Source organism: Litchfieldia alkalitelluris, from assembly GCF_002153425.1.
Taxonomy (GTDB): domain Bacteria; phylum Bacillota; class Bacilli; order Bacillales; family Salisediminibacteriaceae; genus Evansella; species Evansella alkalicola.
In genome coordinates this window covers 546,861-564,528 of sequence record NZ_KZ119600.1, presented here as the reverse complement: position 1 = coordinate 564,528, position 17,668 = coordinate 546,861, and the positions used below count along the sequence as shown (strand labels likewise).

At 36.8% G+C, this 17,668-nt stretch carries 16 protein-coding genes; 4 read left to right on the top strand and 12 right to left on the bottom strand.

The genetic code is table 11. The features are described from left to right. The first annotated feature begins 36 nt into the window (after positions 1-36). On the top strand, positions 37-1,593 hold the full coding sequence (locus BW724_RS02745; protein WP_088073563.1) for an ABC-F family ATP-binding cassette domain-containing protein: 1,557 nt from the start codon (positions 37-39) through the stop codon (positions 1,591-1,593). A 90-nt stretch (positions 1,594-1,683) separates the two neighbouring features. Here the strand turns inward: BW724_RS02745 and BW724_RS02740 are convergent, their stop codons facing one another. From BW724_RS02740 to BW724_RS02725, 4 genes are all read right to left on the bottom strand, one after another. Continuing rightward, a complete protein-coding gene (locus BW724_RS02740) occupies positions 1,684-2,133 on the bottom strand; it encodes a GreA/GreB family elongation factor (protein WP_088073562.1) in 450 nt (149 codons plus the stop codon). 333 nt (positions 2,134-2,466) lie between these two features. After that, positions 2,467-2,646: a hypothetical protein gene (locus BW724_RS02735; RefSeq protein ID WP_088073561.1), complete on the bottom strand. Its 180-nt coding sequence runs from the start codon at positions 2,644-2,646 to the stop codon at positions 2,467-2,469. A gap of 240 nt (positions 2,647-2,886) precedes the next feature. Continuing rightward, positions 2,887-3,492 carry a flavin reductase family protein gene (locus tag BW724_RS02730; protein WP_088073560.1) on the bottom strand — a complete coding sequence of 202 codons (606 nt, stop codon included), beginning with the start codon at positions 3,490-3,492 and terminating at the stop codon, positions 2,887-2,889. Positions 3,493-3,496: 4 nt separating this feature from the next. Beyond that, the gene (locus BW724_RS02725; protein ID WP_088077627.1) at positions 3,497-4,111 is read right to left on the bottom strand and encodes an alpha/beta hydrolase; all 615 of its coding nucleotides are present in this window, start codon (positions 4,109-4,111) and stop codon (positions 3,497-3,499) included. 322 nt (positions 4,112-4,433) lie between these two features. Here BW724_RS02725 and BW724_RS02720 point away from each other — a divergent pair, with 322 nt between their 5' ends. Then, entirely contained in the window at positions 4,434-4,655 is a 222-nt protein-coding gene (locus BW724_RS02720) for a YgaP family membrane protein (protein WP_088073559.1), read from the top strand. Between the two features lie 144 nt (positions 4,656-4,799). Here BW724_RS02720 and BW724_RS02715 read toward each other — a convergent pair whose 3' ends face one another. From BW724_RS02715 to BW724_RS02695, 5 genes are all read right to left on the bottom strand, one after another. After that, on the bottom strand, positions 4,800-4,928 hold the full coding sequence (locus BW724_RS02715; protein ID WP_088073558.1) for an anti-repressor SinI family protein: 129 nt from the start codon (positions 4,926-4,928) through the stop codon (positions 4,800-4,802). A gap of 20 nt (positions 4,929-4,948) precedes the next feature. Next, a complete protein-coding gene (locus BW724_RS02710) occupies positions 4,949-5,206 on the bottom strand; it encodes a response regulator transcription factor (protein ID WP_140354890.1) in 258 nt (85 codons plus the stop codon). 139 nt (positions 5,207-5,345) lie between these two features. Beyond that, positions 5,346-6,041 (bottom strand): response regulator transcription factor, encoded by a 696-nt coding sequence (locus BW724_RS02705; RefSeq protein WP_088073556.1) that lies wholly within the window; start codon positions 6,039-6,041, stop codon positions 5,346-5,348. Continuing rightward, positions 6,038-9,370, bottom strand: a complete 3,333-nt coding sequence (locus BW724_RS02700; protein ID WP_088073555.1) for an ATP-binding protein — start codon at positions 9,368-9,370, stop codon at positions 6,038-6,040. Before BW724_RS02700 ends, BW724_RS02705 begins: the two co-directional genes overlap by 4 nt. Positions 9,371-9,557: 187 nt before the next feature. Further along, the gene (locus tag BW724_RS02695; RefSeq protein WP_088073554.1) at positions 9,558-10,133 is read right to left on the bottom strand and encodes a hypothetical protein; all 576 of its coding nucleotides are present in this window, start codon (positions 10,131-10,133) and stop codon (positions 9,558-9,560) included. 284 nt (positions 10,134-10,417) lie between these two features. Here BW724_RS02695 and recQ point away from each other — a divergent pair, with 284 nt between their 5' ends. Further along, entirely contained in the window at positions 10,418-12,583 is a 2,166-nt protein-coding gene (recQ, locus tag BW724_RS02690; protein ID WP_088073553.1) for a DNA helicase RecQ, read from the top strand. A gap of 194 nt (positions 12,584-12,777) precedes the next feature. Here the strand turns inward: recQ and BW724_RS02685 are convergent, their stop codons facing one another. Continuing rightward, complete coding sequence (locus BW724_RS02685; protein WP_088073552.1) at positions 12,778-13,656, bottom strand: SMP-30/gluconolactonase/LRE family protein; 879 nt, start codon at positions 13,654-13,656, stop codon at positions 12,778-12,780. Positions 13,657-13,856: 200 nt separating this feature from the next. On the opposite strand from BW724_RS02685, the gene BW724_RS02680 reads away from it, so the two are divergent. After that, positions 13,857-14,945: a Delta(10) desaturase DesB gene (locus BW724_RS02680; protein ID WP_088073551.1), complete on the top strand. Its 1,089-nt coding sequence runs from the start codon at positions 13,857-13,859 to the stop codon at positions 14,943-14,945. A 101-nt stretch (positions 14,946-15,046) separates the two neighbouring features. Here BW724_RS02680 and BW724_RS02675 read toward each other — a convergent pair whose 3' ends face one another. Both BW724_RS02675 and BW724_RS02670 read right to left on the bottom strand, forming a co-directional pair. Continuing rightward, positions 15,047-16,363, bottom strand: a complete 1,317-nt coding sequence (locus BW724_RS02675) for an anaerobic C4-dicarboxylate transporter family protein (protein WP_088073550.1) — start codon at positions 16,361-16,363, stop codon at positions 15,047-15,049. Positions 16,364-16,675: 312 nt separating this feature from the next. Beyond that, positions 16,676-17,617, bottom strand: a complete 942-nt coding sequence (locus BW724_RS02670; RefSeq protein ID WP_088073549.1) for a lysophospholipid acyltransferase family protein — start codon at positions 17,615-17,617, stop codon at positions 16,676-16,678. Between the last annotated feature and the right edge of the window lie 51 nt (positions 17,618-17,668).

The following is a 17,668-nucleotide window of genomic DNA, read 5'->3' as shown; positions in this document are numbered from 1 at the left end:
GAGTAATGAATCCAAATTTAAAAGGATGTTGATCCTATGAGCATATTAACTGTAAAAAACTTAAGTCACGGTTTTGGCGACAGAGCTATCTTTAATGATGTTTCCTTTCGACTCCTAAAGGGAGAGCACATCGGATTAATCGGTGCTAATGGTGAAGGAAAATCCACCTTTATGAATATTGTAACCAGACAGCTTGAACCTGATGAGGGAAAAATAGAGTGGGCTAAAAATGTCCGCATCGGATTTTTAGATCAGCATACAGTCTTAGAAAAGGGCTTAACCATTCGTGACGTGTTAAAAAACGCATTTCAGTATTTATATGATATGGAAGCAGATATGAATGGCATGTATGAAAAAATGGGAGATGTGAGCCCTGAGGAAATGGAAAAGCTTCTCGAAGAGGTTGGAACCATTCAAGACATGCTCACGAATAACGACTTCTACACGATTGATGCAAAGGTAGAAGAAGTGGCACGCGGGTTAGGACTAGATGAAATTGGTTTAGATCGCGATGTGAATGATTTAAGTGGTGGTCAGCGCACGAAAATATTACTGGCAAAGCTCCTTCTTGAAAAGCCAGATATTTTGTTGCTGGACGAGCCTACGAACTATTTGGACGAACAACACATTGAGTGGCTAAAACGATATTTACAAGAATATGAGAATGCCTTTATCTTAATCTCACATGATATCCCATTTTTAAATAGCGTAATTAACTTGATTTATCATATGGAGAACCAGGAATTAAACAGGTATGTAGGAGATTATGATCACTTCAAGCATGTTTACGAGGTGAAGAAACAACAGCTTGAGTCTGCCTTCAAAAAACAGCAGCAGGAAATTTCTGAATTAAAGGATTTTGTTGCTCGAAACAAAGCACGTGTCGCAACAAGAAACATGGCCATGTCTAGGCAGAAAAAGCTGGACAAGATGGATGTCATTGAGCTAGCCAAGGAAAAGCCAAAACCTGAGTTTCACTTTAAAATAGCAAGAACACCAAGTAAAACTATATTCGAGACGAAAGATCTTGTCATCGGTTATGATGAGCCGTTATCTGCTCCATTAAATTTGCGCATGGAACGCGGCCAAAAAATAGCCTTAGTTGGAGCAAATGGAATTGGGAAGACGACGCTATTAAGAAGCTTACTCGGGGAAATTCAACCAATTAGTGGTCATGTAGAGCGCGGAGAGTTTCTTGAGATCGGTTATTTTGAACAGGAGATTAAAGTTGAAAATAACAATACATGTATCGAGGAAGTATGGAGTGAATTCCCTTCCTATTCTCAATATGAAGTGCGTGCTGCCCTTGCCAAGTGCGGACTAATGACGAAGCATATTGAAAGTAAAGTTTCTGTATTAAGTGGTGGCGAAAAGGCGAAAGTACGTCTTTGTAAGCTCATTAACAATGAAACAAATTTACTTGTCTTAGACGAGCCAACAAACCATTTAGATGTGGACGCCAAGGAAGAACTTAAAAGAGCATTAAAAGAGTACCCAGGCAGTATCTTGCTTATTAGCCATGAACCAGAGTTCTATCAAGATGTTGTAACAGATGTATGGAACGGAGAAAAGTGGACGACAAAAGTATTTTAAAACATAGAAAGTTCAAGAAAAGTTCAGGGACCAGGTCCCGCACAGATTTGTGCGGGACCTGGTCCCTGACAATTATATGTAAAGCTACACTTAAATGTGCGCTATACTAAATTCAATGTCCTCAATACTAACTGTAGTTTCCCCGGCAGGTAAATCTAAAGAAATCCTCGAACCACTTTCTTTCATAAGTAATTGATAACCAAATGGAGACAGAAAGGAGACTTTATTCTCATCTAAATTAGCTTGATCTGGAAAAACAATTGTTATTGTATCTATTTCATTCTCGTCCACATAAAGTACATCAACTTTACTACCAATCAAGACAGTAGTACGTAACTTTTCCTCAGATAAATTCTCTAAAATTGCTTCTAAATAAGCAACATATTCTTCTATAAAATCAATTAACGTTTTTCGTTTTTTATAGGACCAATCATTAGAAAATTGATCTACAAACTTTCCCATGTTCGTTTTGAAATAACTAACTTGATGGATTAGCTCATCTTCCACTTTTTGCATATTTAATTCAATTTTATGGCTCATATGGAAAAGCACCTCCCTTTTTAATGATATCTTCTTTAGGATTAATGCATAACATCCTCATTTTCTCTCTCCTTTACTAGATTGATATGAAACTATATAAGTAAACCGTCCGTAGAAGAGTCAAACATCTAGGACGGTTATATCAAGTTCTCCTAACAACATAAGAATTTACTAAGGGTCGAATATCAAAGCCTTATACATATCATTAATCGTATCCCCTACTCGATATACTTGATTATAATTCACTATCATTCCTCCCTTAAAATCTACTAAACTTAACTTCCCAAAATTAAAAATTGGACAACGCTTTAGGACTCATCTATATTTCAGCAATTATTTTCGTTTTTTAAGTTCCTTTTTAGGACGACAATATTTACAAACTTGCATTGTCTCCCCTTCTTTATTAGTTAATTCATATAATAATTTGATTCCTGTTCTTTCACAGACTGGACATTGTCCCCTTGTCCTTCCTTCTATCGATCGCAGAACCTTTCCTCTAGTCGTGGTTGCCATATCTAACACCTCCTCTATTATTCTAGTAATGGATATATAATTACTTTGGGCAATGGAATCACCTCCCTAACATACTTTTTGATACTACAAAAGACATCCCACCTAGTTCGTGGAACGTCCCTATCCTTACCATACCATCATTGGTACAGGTTTACAATTAAACAAGATATATGTATTAATTCAAACCGTATCCAGTCTAAAAAGACACAAAATTGTGCGGGACCAGGTCCCGCACAATTTTCACTTTGGCCTCTGCAGTTCAAACACTTCTCCAATCTTAGAGTATTCCGCTCCACCTAACCTTCCAACAGGCTTCATTTCACTGGGGTTCACTTTGCCATCAACATACATATCCTCTTTAATATGATAGTGAACAACCCTTCCAATGATGAAGTCTGTCATCGTTTCCCCTTCTTGAAAGACTAGATGTTTTTCTAGCTTACATTCTATACGGACTGGAGATTCCGCAATTCCAGGAACTTTGACGACAGTACTTTCTACACGATTAAAGTCAACTAACGAGATTTCACTCTCATCAGGAGGAAGATTTGCCGCTGTTCGATTTACGCCAATCACGTTAGTTTCATCTGTAACATGAACGACGAATTCCTCATTATCAAGAATATTCCTAGCCGTGTCCTTTTTCACCCCATTTTTTCTCCCAATGGAAATGGATATCAAAGGTGGTTCCGCAGATACGACATTAAAGAAACTAAATGGTGCCCCATTTAATACACCGCTGTCCGATAAAGATGTTACAAATGCAATCGGCCTAGGAACAATCGTAGTACTTAGAAGGTGGTAGTTTTCCCTCTTCGTTAATGCATTAGGTTGAAGGGATAGCATTTTATTACTCTCCTTTTAAGTTTTTGTTATACCAGTCAGTTGCATGCTCAATTTCTTCTCTTGTCAATTGGTGACCGTGGTTGCTCCAATACACTTCCACTTTTGCACCAGCGCCTGATAGATCCTTCTCCAAATCAATCGTTTCCTCTGCTGGACAAATAGGATCATTTTTTCCGGCACCAATAAACACGGGAAGACCTTGCATATTTGGCAATTCAATCCCTCTTCGCGGAACCATTGGGTGTAGTAAAACAGCCCCCTTCAAGGAATTCTCGTAGTGATATAACAGGCTACCAGCTATATTAGCTCCATTTGAATAGCCCACTGCAATGACATTTTCCCTGTCAAACTGATACTCGGCCGCAGCTTCATCTATAAATTCGCCTAATTCCTTGGTCCTGAAAATGAGGTCTTCTTCGTCAAACACACCTTCCCCTAATCTACGAAAAAATCGATTCATTCCATTTTCATCAACATTTCCTCTTACGCTGAGGACAGCAGCATCTTGATCAATCATATTTCCTATTGGCAGTAGGTCATTCTCATCTCCACCTGTACCATGAAGTAATAATAATGTTTGCTTACTGTTTCCTTTTCCCTCTTTAAAAACATGTTTCATTTTCACTTTCATCACCTTCCTTATTTTTCTTAGCCTATCTTGAAATAGATCTACCATGAAAATACTAATCATGTGTTGGTGTACGTTGCAGACCTGGTACATATATGTCTAAAAAACAGTCAGTCATCATTCCTGCTTACAAAAAGTAAGTGTAATGTCATTCTATAATGAATTTAATCGAATATCAAAACATACGATTATATATACCTAAAGAAATTTTGATAATTGCAAAACTTTGTAAACCTTTTCATTCTATTTTGTGCTATATTTTAATTAGAGAATGTTTCCTTTTATAGGAAAATATTGCGGGGAGGGGATTAATATGAATATTAAATCAAATGTTGGTTCGGTAGATAGAGGAATAAGAAGTATTATTGGAATCATCATCTTGTCTATGCTACTTATCCCAGATAGTATTAGATGGTTTGGATTACTTGGGTTAATACCAATTATGACAGCCTTCATTAGTTTTTGCCCCTTATATCGCCTATTCGGCATAAGTACTTGTAAAACAACGAACAATAACCATCAAAAAAGTGTATAAACTTCAATAAAGCCTAGCTTTTAAAAAATAAAGCTAGGCTTTTCTAATGGATTAATCGCCCTTATCGTCAACAATCGACAATTTGAAATGAAAAAAAATGCATAAAACCCTGCCTGGCTCATGCACTTACATTTCCATGTGAAATTAGCTAGTCAAATTATAATTTTTTTGCTTTAAAAACTCTCTGATGTCTGCAGGTGTGATGCCCATTTTCCTTGCTTCATCAATTAGTAGCTTCCACTCTTCATATCGTTTCTTATCTTTCTTGTGCATCTTCCCCCTTGCCCTCCTTCCTAGCCAATGTGTTTATTCGATCGAATTAGATTCATTTGACTGGCTAAGATGATAGCTTGTGATCGGTTCTTTACACCAAGTTTTTCATAAACATGCTTTAAATGAACTTTTACTGTGATGACACTAATAAATAGTTTTTCCGATATTTCTCGATTTGTACTTCCTGTACACAGCTCCTCAAGTACCTCTAACTCTCTTTTAGTTAGCAGGTTATGATAATCCGTCTCCACTTCCTGTTTCAAACGAGCATTTCCCATCATTCTTCCCCCTTAAAGAATAAGTGCATTTCCTATCCTCACTTACTATAAAACGGGAAGGTTAAATTGGAGTTAAATTTAATTGTAATTTTCAAAATATTTAAATCGAATAAGCCCGAAATTAGGAAAACACGAAACCTCATTCAGGCGGAGAAAATTTATATCCAAATCCTCGGACCGTTTTTATTAACTTTGGTCTTGACGGATTAACCTCTATTTTTCGTCTTAGCTTACTAATGTGAACTAAGACTGTTTTCAATTCACCATAACTGTCTATCCCCCAGATTTGGTCATAAAGCTGTTCAGCACTAAAAACCTGGTTCGGATTATTTACAAGGAGTAGCAATAACTGTAGTTCTTTGGCATATAAGCGGATCGGTTGATCATTCACTTTTATTTCATAGCTTTCGAGATCAATAGTTAAGTGTCCATATGATAGTTTCTTCTTTTCCTTCTGATCGGACGATATCAAGCTCCTCCGCAAGTTGGCCCTCACTCTCGCTTCTAATTCGGCGAAGTCAAAAGGTTTTGTTATATAATCATCTCCACCCACTTCTAATCCTTTAATTTTATCTACAGAGTCCCTTTTACTACTGATAAATAAAATAGGTGCCTGTGTTAACTCACGAACTTTCTCACAAATTTCAAAACCTTTCATTCCAGGTAGAACAATATCTAATAGGATAAGGTGAGGAGATTCCCTTTTGACAATATTAATTGCATCAAATCCATTATCTGCTGGAAATACTTCATAACCTTTTTTTCCTAAATAAAGTGTTGTAAGTTCTCGTATATCTTGATCATCTTCCACTATTAAGATTCTTTCATTGGTCATTTTTTCCCCTTCCTCCCCTTAAACACAATCGGTAACGTAAAGTAAAAAGTACTTCCACCATTTACTTTACTTTCCACCCAAATTTCCCCTTTATGGTACTGTATAATTTCTTTAGTAATCGCTAGTCCTAAGCCAGTTCCACCCGCATCTTGCTTGTTGGAAGGAGTACCTTGATAAAAACGGTCGAAAATATGAGGAAGTGACTCTGGATCAATTCCCTGCCCAGTATCACTTACACTAATAATAGCTTCTCCATCGAAGTCCTTATCTTTTCTTACCTCCCACCGCTTTACATTTGCAGTAATGGAGATGAGCCCTCCCTTAGGTGTATATTTCATTGCATTATAGATGAGGTTGGAAAATACTTGGTCCATTCTCTCACAATCTATCAGGATGCTTACTTCCAACCCATTTTCTATACCAATAATATCAGGGTACGTAAACGCAATGTTTCTTTCCGACACGTCAACATCAAATTTACTGTATATTGCATCGAGCCAGTCATCTAGATAATGTTGTTTAATATTTAGTGTCATTTGGCCAGATTCAAACTTTGCCAAATCAAACAAGTCCTCTGTCAAACGATCAAGCATTTGAATTTTGTTTTCCACAAGCTGCAAATAACGGGTATCATCATAATCAATTAACCCTTCCCTCACAGATTGAACATAGGAGTGGAGAAAAGTAATTGGTGTTCCTAAGTCGTGGGATATATTGGATAAAAGTTGCCTTCTTGATTTCTCCGTTTTTCGCAGATTGGCATTCAATTCCTCTAGACGACTGTTGATATTCCTTAATTCCTTCGTCCTTTCCCTTACTTTATCTTCAAGTTCATCATTCATATGCTTCAGTTGATTGTTCATTTTGTCTAGTTTGTTAGCATGATCATTTAATTTTTTCGTTGCTTGCTTTAAATCAACTAATGTTTTCACACGGGCCAATAACTCTTCTCTTTCAAATGGCTTCGTTAAATAATCATTTGCCCCAAGTTCAAAGGCCGTAATGCGATCATCAAGCTGATTTTTTGCTGTAAGCATTAATACTGGTAATTCTGTTAAGGAATACTTCACCCGTATTTGTCTACACACTTCATATCCAGACATTTTTGGCATCATAATATCTAAAATAAGGAGATCATACTCCTTTTGATCTATTCGGTTCAACGTATCCAATCCATTTTTTGCTATGTCTACCTCATAGCCTCCTAAAGTCAAATGATTAATCAAGACTTGAAGGTTTACTAGTTCATCATCTGCAACCATAATGCGTTTACCAGTTTTACCACTCTGTCGATTTAAAATTGATTCTTGAAGCGTAATGGTTTCTGTACCTTTTATTGATGGTAAGGAAGAGACACTTGATGCAACTTCTCTTTCACTCTCATTTTCATATTTTGGGAGAGTGAAAGTAAAAGTAGACCCCTCTCCTTTATTCGAATCAACGGTGATATAACCTTGGTGTAGTTCAATCAGTCTCTTTGTAATATTTAAACCTATGCCCGTACCACCATATCCACCTGCTGAAGTATGATCCCCTTGTTGGAAAGGTAGAAAAATAGATTCTAGTTGGTCTTCCGGTATACCAATTCCAGTGTCTTGAACTGTTAACACCACAGCATGTTCATCATAGGTTGCTAAAACAGTTATTGAGCCTTCCTCAGTATACTTAATTCCATTCCCAATCAAATTGTACAAAATCTGCTGTAACCTATTTTCATCTGCTAATACGGGAGGTATTGTTTTAGGAATTTTATTTACTAGCTTTAAATTTTTATGCTTTACTAGCGTTTTACACATGGTCAACACAACTTCCGTTAACTCGTGTAAGTAAACTCTTTTGAAATTTAATTCCAAAACATCATTTTTGAGACTCGAAAAATCGAGTATGTCATCTATTAAGTGGGATAATCTTCGTCCACTTGTGATAATCATTCCAAGATTTTTATTCATCGAGTCTGTTATCTCTCCTGCTGCTCCATCTTTCATCGTCTCTGCAATTCCAATAATCCCATTCAAAGGTGTTCGAATTTCATGGGAAGTAACGGCTAAAAATTCGTCCTTCAACTTATTCGTTCGCTTAAGACTCTCCAAAGCCATTTCCTTACTCTCAATCGCGTCTTTCTTTGCCTCATCCTTTTCTATTCTCATCATATTTATTTTATCTGCCAAGGCAAATGAAAATAGCACTACTTCAATGACAGAGGTGATTTGCCAAGCATACTTTGTATAAGGCATTAAAGGAAGAAAGCCTGAATCAACCAATCCTGTAATGATAACTCCTAGAAGAAGAATACACCATGCTAATAGGAAAAAACGAGCAGCATGATATCCCCTTCTATAGCTTAAATAAGCCGATACAACAATAAATATAATAAAAAACATCAAACTAACCATGACAACGACAAGTGCTATCGGATACGAAAAATATAGCAGAACAATTAAAAATAAATTAAAGATAATAATTGGTTTTATCAATTTATTGAGCATTGGAGTATAGCGTTTCATATCTAAAAATACTTTCGCAAATAAAAGCCCAGCTATATTAGACAGACACATGAAAAATACAATGGAACGGTTATTCCACCAAATAGCTTCTGGCCACAAATACTGATATCCTAACCCTAAAAATGCTATTTGTGTTAAACTACTAGCTATTATAAAAACAACGTAAAATAAATAGCTTTTGTTTCGAAGAACAAAATATAAAAATAAATTATATAATGCCATAACACTAACTATTCCAAATAACAAGCCAATGATAATGTATTCCCGTTGTGTCTTTTCAATAAAACGATCTTCACTCCAGATCGTTAAGGGGAAATTCATCGCTCCCTCTGTTTTGAAATGGATATATATAGATGATGTTTCCTGCAGTGGTAAATCCAATTCCAACACAAAATTCCTATGCTTTAGCTCCCTCTGCTTAAAAGGGAATAGATCACCTGTCATATGTGTTTCATATTCATTTCTTCCACTCTCACTAGGAACATAGAAAGTGACATAATCCATCGTTGTATTGTCCAATTCAAGTAACCAAAGGTTTTTATTAGAAAGATTAGTTACATCAAAACGAACCCAATAAGAAGAATCAGTATAACCGTAATTAGGGAGTCGACCATCGTTTCGTGTAAACTTCTGCCTAAAACTATCAGAGCTCACTTGCTCAATTGTCCACATGTTATCTTGATCTTCTAATATATGTATGTAATGATTTAACTGTATCGATTCAGAGTCATCTGATATCACCACCTCCCCATTTGCAGAGGCTTTTGCGGGAAGAGATATGATTACGAAGAACAAGAAAACTAGAAACAACATAACGGAGCGCAAGGAATACACCTCTCATCTCATCAATGATTTTGCAACAAATAGGATTATATTTATCCCATAGCTCCATTATCCCTATATTCATAATGTTTTTCAATATAATTATCTGACAATAAAAATAATTCAGATTAATATTCCTTTTGTTTTAAAGGAGGACTATTCCTATTACTCTGAGAATAGTCCTACTCCATTATTTTTCTTCTGCAACATGCAACATGATGAATTGGCCGTTGGTATCACCATACATGAGTATCGAGAATTTACGATTCCCTTTTTCAGCTTCCACTTCAAAGCCATTGCCCGCATCACCGCTAGCTTCACTTTTATTAGTTATGGAATAGTTATTGTCAGCCAAATAGTTTTCATATAAGGAACGTACCTCATCAAACCTGTCTTCTGCAATTGCATAAGAAAGTGTGTAGCCAGTGAGCGTATCATCCTCAAATTCAGTAATGAAATTTCCAACTGGGTCTATATCTTCTGGAATAGGAACATCTGCAGGGAAATCCTCTGGTAGATCTCTGTGTACAGTAACCTTGCCGTCTTCCCCTTCATACTTGAAGCTTTCCCCATCACTTGAAAGATTTACAGATCCTTCTTCCCCTTCAAAACTAATATTAATTATTTCATCGTCATCCCCACCACCAATAGTAACTGATTCACCATCACCTAAAGGAATCTTAAAGCCATCTCCGAAATTAAAACACCCTGTTAAAAAAATGATTGACACTATAAGACTCAACGGGATAAATACAATCCGTTTCATTTTTCATCACTGCCTTCCATACTATTTGGTTTATTAAAATTTTACCGCCGTAAACAATAATTAACTATTATCCTTTCGTATAATTTCTAGCACCTAGAGTGGTATAATGAAGGCATGAAGTTTTCAAAGGTTAACAGATACCCTGCATTGACGAGCGTTTACATCACGAGCAAGCTTCGAGTTTTCGCACTGGTATCTTGTGTGAACGCGAGTAGCCTGCAGCAAGTTCAAATGCAGCAGTTATTCTATTTTCAGGCTAGCCTTCTATATAGGAGAGGATTTATATGATTACAGATGCACATTCTTTATTGAAAAAACACTATGGATACGACTCTTTCCGAACTGGACAAGAGGAAATCATTGAATATATTTTAAATGGAAATCGTACGATGGGGATTATGCCTACGGGTGGAGGAAAATCTATCTGCTATCAAATCCCAGCCTTACTCCTCCCTGGCGTAACAATCGTCATATCACCACTTATCTCATTGATGAAGGATCAGGTGGACGAACTCAATCAAATAGGTATTCCATCGACATACATTAATAGTTCTCTTACAGCAAGTGAGGTAAATGAGCAACTCTTCCTTATGGAAATAGGAGAGTATAAGCTTGTTTACGTTGCCCCAGAGCGCTTAGAAGCCCCCTCTTTTCTTAGTGCCTTAAAAAATATGCAAATATCACTTGTAGCAGTGGATGAAGCCCATTGTCTATCTCAATGGGGACACGATTTTAGACCAAGCTATTTAAGGATTCCTGAACTAGTTCAACAAATACCAAACACGCCACCAGTCCTTGCATTAACAGCCACCTCCACCCCTGAGGTTACTAAAGATATTTGCTCTGCATTGACTATTGATGATGAACATACTATCCAAACAGGGTTTTCCAGAAGTAATTTATCCTTTCATGTTTTGAAAGGGGTGGACAGGGACCGTTATATAAAGGAGTATGTTCAGCGAAATAATGACGATTCTGGCATTATTTATGCTGCTACACGAAAAGAAGTCGACCGAATTTTTTCCACCTTACAATCTTTAGATGTATCTGTTGGAAAATATCATGGTGGAATGACAAATGATGAACGTCAATCCATGCAGGAACAGTTTGTATATGACAACATTAAAGTAATGGTGGCTACAAATGCTTTTGGAATGGGGATTAACAAGTCCAACGTGCGATACGTGATACATTACCAAATGCCTCGAAACATAGAAAGCTATTATCAGGAAGCAGGTCGTGCTGGGCGTGATGGCGAAAAAAGTGAGTGTATACTGCTCTTCTCTCCTCAAGACACTAGAATTCAACAATTTCTCATTGAACAAACGGCTTTAAGCGACAGTCGTAAGGAAAATGAATACCGTAAACTTCAATCCATGGTGAATTACTGTCATACGGAAAGCTGTTTGCAAAGCTATATACTAGAGTATTTTGGGGATACAGAAGAAGCAAAGATACCTTGCGGACGGTGCCACCACTGTGTGGATGATCGGGAAGCAGAAGATGTTACGAAAGAAGCACAAATGGTTTTCTCCTGCATTAAACGGATGAGAGAAAGCTTTGGGAAAACAATGGTGTCCCAAGTGTTAGTAGGCTCTTCTAATAAAAAGGTAAAACAATTTTCCTTTCATGAACTTACTACTTACGGTTTATTAAAGGAAAAGACACAAAAGGAAGTCAGCCAATTTATAGATTACCTTGTTGCCAGTCAATTTCTCGAAATGAGTGACAGCGGATTTCCAGTGTTAAAACTTACAGATAATGCAGTCAGCGTATTAAAAGGCGAGCTTCAAGTAACTAGAAAAGTGGAAAGAAAGCCAAGGGTTCTATCTAAAAGCCATCCTTTATTTGAGACACTTAGGGAATTACGTTCGGACTTAGCTAAAACAGCAGAGCTTCCTCCTTATATGATTTTTTCGGATAAAACATTAAATGACATTTGCGACAAACTTCCAATATCAAAGTCAGAATTACTTCAAGTTAAAGGAATTGGTGAACAAAAGGTTGATAATTATGGAGAATATATACTAGAAGTCATTAATGAGTTTATTGAAAACAACCCTTCGTATCAAAGTTCCACTAAGAGTAATGATTTTGATGATAATAACGGTTCAAGTGGAAGCAGCACTCCCGCGAAAAGTGGGAAAGGTCATCCAAGCCACCTCGAGACATACGAGTTATTTATAAGTGGAATGGAAGTGAAAGAGATCGCAGCTGGGAGAGGACTAAGCCCCTCTACTGTCGAAGGGCATTTATTAAAGGCAGTATCGGAAGGACATGAACTAGATATGGATAAACTCCTCCCGCCTGACAAAAAGGAAGTCATCGTTCGTGCGATTGAAGAAACAGGACTCGAAGATGGGTTAAAACCATTGAAAGAATCCTTACCAGAAGATATCTCCTACTTTCAAATTAGATTGTTTTTACAAACTCGTGTTGCTAAAGTTTAATTATCCTATTTACTTTTACGTTAAATCACATACCTTGCAATGAGGGAAATAGCAACATGGATTGATAAAATAAGGGGAAAACTTCCCTTATTAAAAGCATCTTTGGTCACTCAATTAAGGAAAATCTTCATACCATTAAACAAAGCTGTTCATAAGCGATAGTCACCAATGAACAGCTTTTTCCATTTCATTTACTAAATTTGCTTAAACTTATAGGAAGGGGCGCCTTTTACATTTAGCTTCATTCGAAAAAGTCCCCCTGCATTCGGTTCCTTTTTCAGTTCTTCCTCACTTATACCTAGCCTTGCAGTTGTGATATATAGTTCATCCATCTTTTCTCCCCCAAACGTACAAGAAGTAACATTAGTGGCTGGAACTTCTATCTTTGAGACAATTTCCCCAGTTTTAGGGTTGCAATGAAGAACATGACCTCCCCCCCAGCAAGCCACCCACAGCATTCCATCATTATCTATGGTCATACCGTCAGGAATACCTGCATCTTTCGGAATCTTAATAGCAACTTTCTGATTTGTTATTTCTCCAGATTCTGAATTGTAGTCAAACTGATAGACATTTCTTGTGGGGGAATCATTAAAGTACATTTTATTAAGGTCAACATCCCACGCTAATCCGTTAGATATTGTTACTCCCCCAATTCTTTTTTTCAGTTCTTGATTGTTCATTAAACAATACAAATTCCCTTTATGCTCGTCTCCATCAAAATGCATCGTCCCAGCCCAAAAACGCCCCATTGGATCACATTTCCCATCATTAAATCGCGTATCAGAGTCCTCACCAATAGGGAGTGCCACAGGAGTAATATCATCCGTTTTCTTATCCAATTCATAAATCCCATCGGTTAATGCTACAAGTAATCCTTCCCCTTCTTTTACAACCACCGCTCCAACATACTCCTCCAATTGAATTGTCTCGTTAACTCCTTTACTTGGTGAAAAGATATGTATCCTCTTTTTCATAATATCTACCCAATATAAAACGCCTTGGTCAGCATCCCAACATGGGCCTTCACCCAATGTCGCTTTCTGATCTACAACTAATTGCAATTCTGCCATTCCCTTCAACTCCTTTTCTTTTTCGTTACCGTGAAAACTGGTTACACTATCACAACAATTCATTCGCTTTCCGTACTTAGTTTAAAGGTTTATAAAATATTTCCGTATATTTTACCTAAAATTCTCCATCATAACTAGTATGTTCTTCTAAGAAAAAATAGCTTGGAATTTAAATTTTACATTGTAGGAAGGTTGGTTTTATGCACGATTTACATACTTTTGGCTGGTATGCTTCTCGCATATCAAAACATCTACCAAAGAATGCTTTTAAGCCTGTTCCAACCAGGTTACTCGGGGGATTGGCATATCTAATTGTTACTATTACTAGTATATTAGCCATTTCCTTATTTCAATTACCACTTATGATTAACCTAATTTTATCATTCATTCTAGGCCTATGTTTTGCAGGACTAGGTTTTCTCGGACATGAAATTCTTCATGGTGCAGTCGTAAAAAAACCATGGCTCCGTAATCTCTTGGGTGGGATTGCATTTTGGCCTTTATGTACTGGTCCACAGCTTTGGAGAAAATGGCACAACATGAACCATCATGTACATACTCAAAATGATGAAAAGGATCCTGACTCATGGCCCACGCTTGAAAAAATATCAAAGATGAAATTTGTAAATTGGGTTTACCGACTCCCATTCATTGTAAGATCTACTGCAGCCTTTTTATCTTTGACCATACAATTTTCATTACATTCACTAAAGTGCTTTAAAATGTATTTAGGTGATTTCAAACCTAAAACAAAACCCAAAGTCTGGCTACAAGCTATTCTTCCATGGGCAACATGGATTGCTCTCCTATTTCTAATTGGGACTGAAAAGTGGATTTTTGCCTATCTCATTCCATTATTCATTGCAAATCTAATTGTTATGTCATATATTTCTACAAACCATCGACTAAATCCTATCACACCAGTGAATGATCCACTTGCAAATAGCTTAACCGTAACCGTCCCTAAATGGATAGATGTTTTACATTTTAATTTTTCGTATCATACAGAGCATCACTTATTTCCAACAATGAGCCCTAAATACTATCCTTTGGTGAAAAAACAAATTAAACGTATGTGGCCAGAGCGTTATCATGAAATGCCAATGGGAAAAGCTCTCATTGCTCTGTGGAAAACGCCAAGAGTATACTTCGAACAAAACCAACTCGTGGACCCACATGGTGAAAAAATCTTTGGATCACTTGGCAACGGGCTCGATCCAGATGAAGTGAAGCCTAAAAAGATACCGATAGAAACAAAAACAAACGAAAGTGACAATAAGTCCATTTAAAATATGGTATGAACGCAATTTCTCCCACTGAGTAAGTCAGGCCCGTAAACTATATCTCGTAAACGAAAGAGGGTGCCCATCTGGACACCCTCTTCATGCTTTTATAGGAATAAAAATACGAATAAAAATCCTAGTGCTACGGAACAGACACTTGTTATTAAACCTGGTACCATAAAACTATGGTTAAAGACATATTTACCAATCTTCGTAGTTCCTGTTCTATCAAAGCCAATTGCTGCAATGATTGGTCCATAGTTCGGCATAAAGAAATAACCATTTACAGCAGGGAACATAGCGATCATGAACAATGGATTTACCCCTAAACTCAGTCCTAATGGAACGAGTGCTCGGACAGTTGCTGCCTGGCTGTTTAATAATACCGACATCAAGAACAGAGCAAAAGCAAAAATCCATGGAGAAGCAGTTACCATACCCTGTACTCCTGATTCAATCGTACTCATATTAGCTTGAATGAACGTATCTCCCATCCATGCAATACCGAATATGGCAACGACCGCCACGATACCAGCACGGAAGACACTTCCTGTTGCGAGTTTGTGTACATCTGCCTTACAAAAAATAATGATGATAGCTGCAATCGATAACATAATTATTTGAATCGCATATGGCATAGAGAGCTGTGTTGTTTCCCCGTCTGCCCCCATAAATGTTGGTCTTAATTCTGGGAAACTTCCTAACAATACAACAAGTAAGGCTCCGAATAAGAATAAACCAACTGCAACTTTAGATTTGCTCGTAACCTTCTCTCCTTTTCGTTCTTCACGAATTGGTTCCAATCCTTTTTCTATACGGGCCTTGTATTCTGGATCATCTTCAAGCTCAAGTCCCTTCTTACGAATTAAAAACGCTGATGTCATTATACCAATAAATGTAGCTGGGATAGTAATTCCTAAGATTTGAAGTAATGTAATTCCAAATGGATCTAGTAATGCTAGTAAAGCTACTGTTGCTGCAGAAATTGGGCTTGCAGTAATCGCTTGTTGTGAAGCTATAACTGCAATGGAGAGTGGCCGCTCAGGTCGTACCTTTGACTCTTGCGCAACCTCCGAAATGACTGGAAGTAACGTGTAAGCCACGTGACCTGTCCCTGCAAAAAAAGTAAATAAATACGTTACTGCAGGTGCCATAAACGTGATTCGATCTGGATTTTTCCTTAATGCTTTTTCTGCTAATGTAACTAGATAATCCATACCGCCAGACGCCTGAAGTGCTCCTGCTGCAGTAATTACTGCAACGATCATAAGCATCACGTCTATTGGTGGTGCTGTAGGTGGCAACTGAAAGCCAAACGCTAATACTGCTAGTCCTACACCACCAAGTACTCCAAGTCCAATACCGCCGATTCTTGCTCCGATAAAAATACAAATAAGTACTATTGCAAATTGTATCCAAAACATAGATTCATCTAACATCCCTTCATCTGAGTTTTGTATATCTTTTCACATACATCATACTTTATTATTTATTATAAATACTTAATATGTGCATATATTCACAAAATATACAACTTTCTAATTAAACGATCGTTTAAATTGTTTCCTCCGTAACTATTGATAGAGTTTTTGCATCAGTTTACACGCTTTCTAGGTGCCCTTAACTTAGCTTAGCAAATTAAAAAGAAACCTAAACTGTTTTTATTCACAGCTTAGGTTTCCTATCTATATAGTAATGGGGATTACTATCAAAAATATACCTTCAAATTAAACCTTTTAAGAGTGGGCTATTTCATATATTTTTCCTGAACGAAAATTAAATCCCCTTGTACCCCACCTATTCACTACATCAGGCTTCCTATCTATTTTCTTTAGTTGCTGACACTTTATCTCACTCGTTAATTGATCCCACTTTCTCCATGATTCGGGCCTCTGTAAAAACTTATTCTCAAACAATTGATATATAATTTTAGCGTTTTCTTCTATATTATCATCATGAATCCATAGTGGTTCATAGGCAGTTAGGATTGCATCACCATTCGCATCTGTTTCTGAAATAAGTAAACATACAGGTTTATGGAATTTAACCGCTACTCTAAAAATAGATGTTGGGATACTTACACTTGTTGATAAGAATTTTACATCTATACTTTTATATGGATCATCAAATCCTAATTTACCATCTAAGTAGAAAATTAAACTATCTTTTTTGGAAATACGATTATTGACTTTACTATCTGTACTGATATCATCAACGACGATATCTTCTATATTATGTTGGTGATAGATACCTTTCCACTTAGAATACTTTTTATCATTACTTAGTTCATCTTCATCTAATATGCGGTGAAGATATTTATCAGTACCATTCAATTTATCTGCAAGAGTTATGGGAATGAAACGATCATGACCATAATGAAAAGTTAGGAATAATCCTCCCATGGATAAAACTTTATCTACATTCTCCTCACCATTAATTTTTTTAAAACCACCAAACATTTCGGGCTGGTTAGAATAGAGTTTTTGAATCTCATAATTCACTCGGTATTTCACCCATAAATCCATTAGTTGTTCTTCATTTAAATGTCTAAGTTTTGAGGACATATTCCATAGTGTTAATAAATGGTCATCGAAAAGGCCTTCCTGCAAATCTTCTTTCACTTGCTTTAGCATGATTTCATACAAATCATCATGAAGCATTTTTTCATTAATCACCATTTCCATCCCCTCCTTTAATATTATTGTTCTCGCACTAGTTTCTCTTGCTAA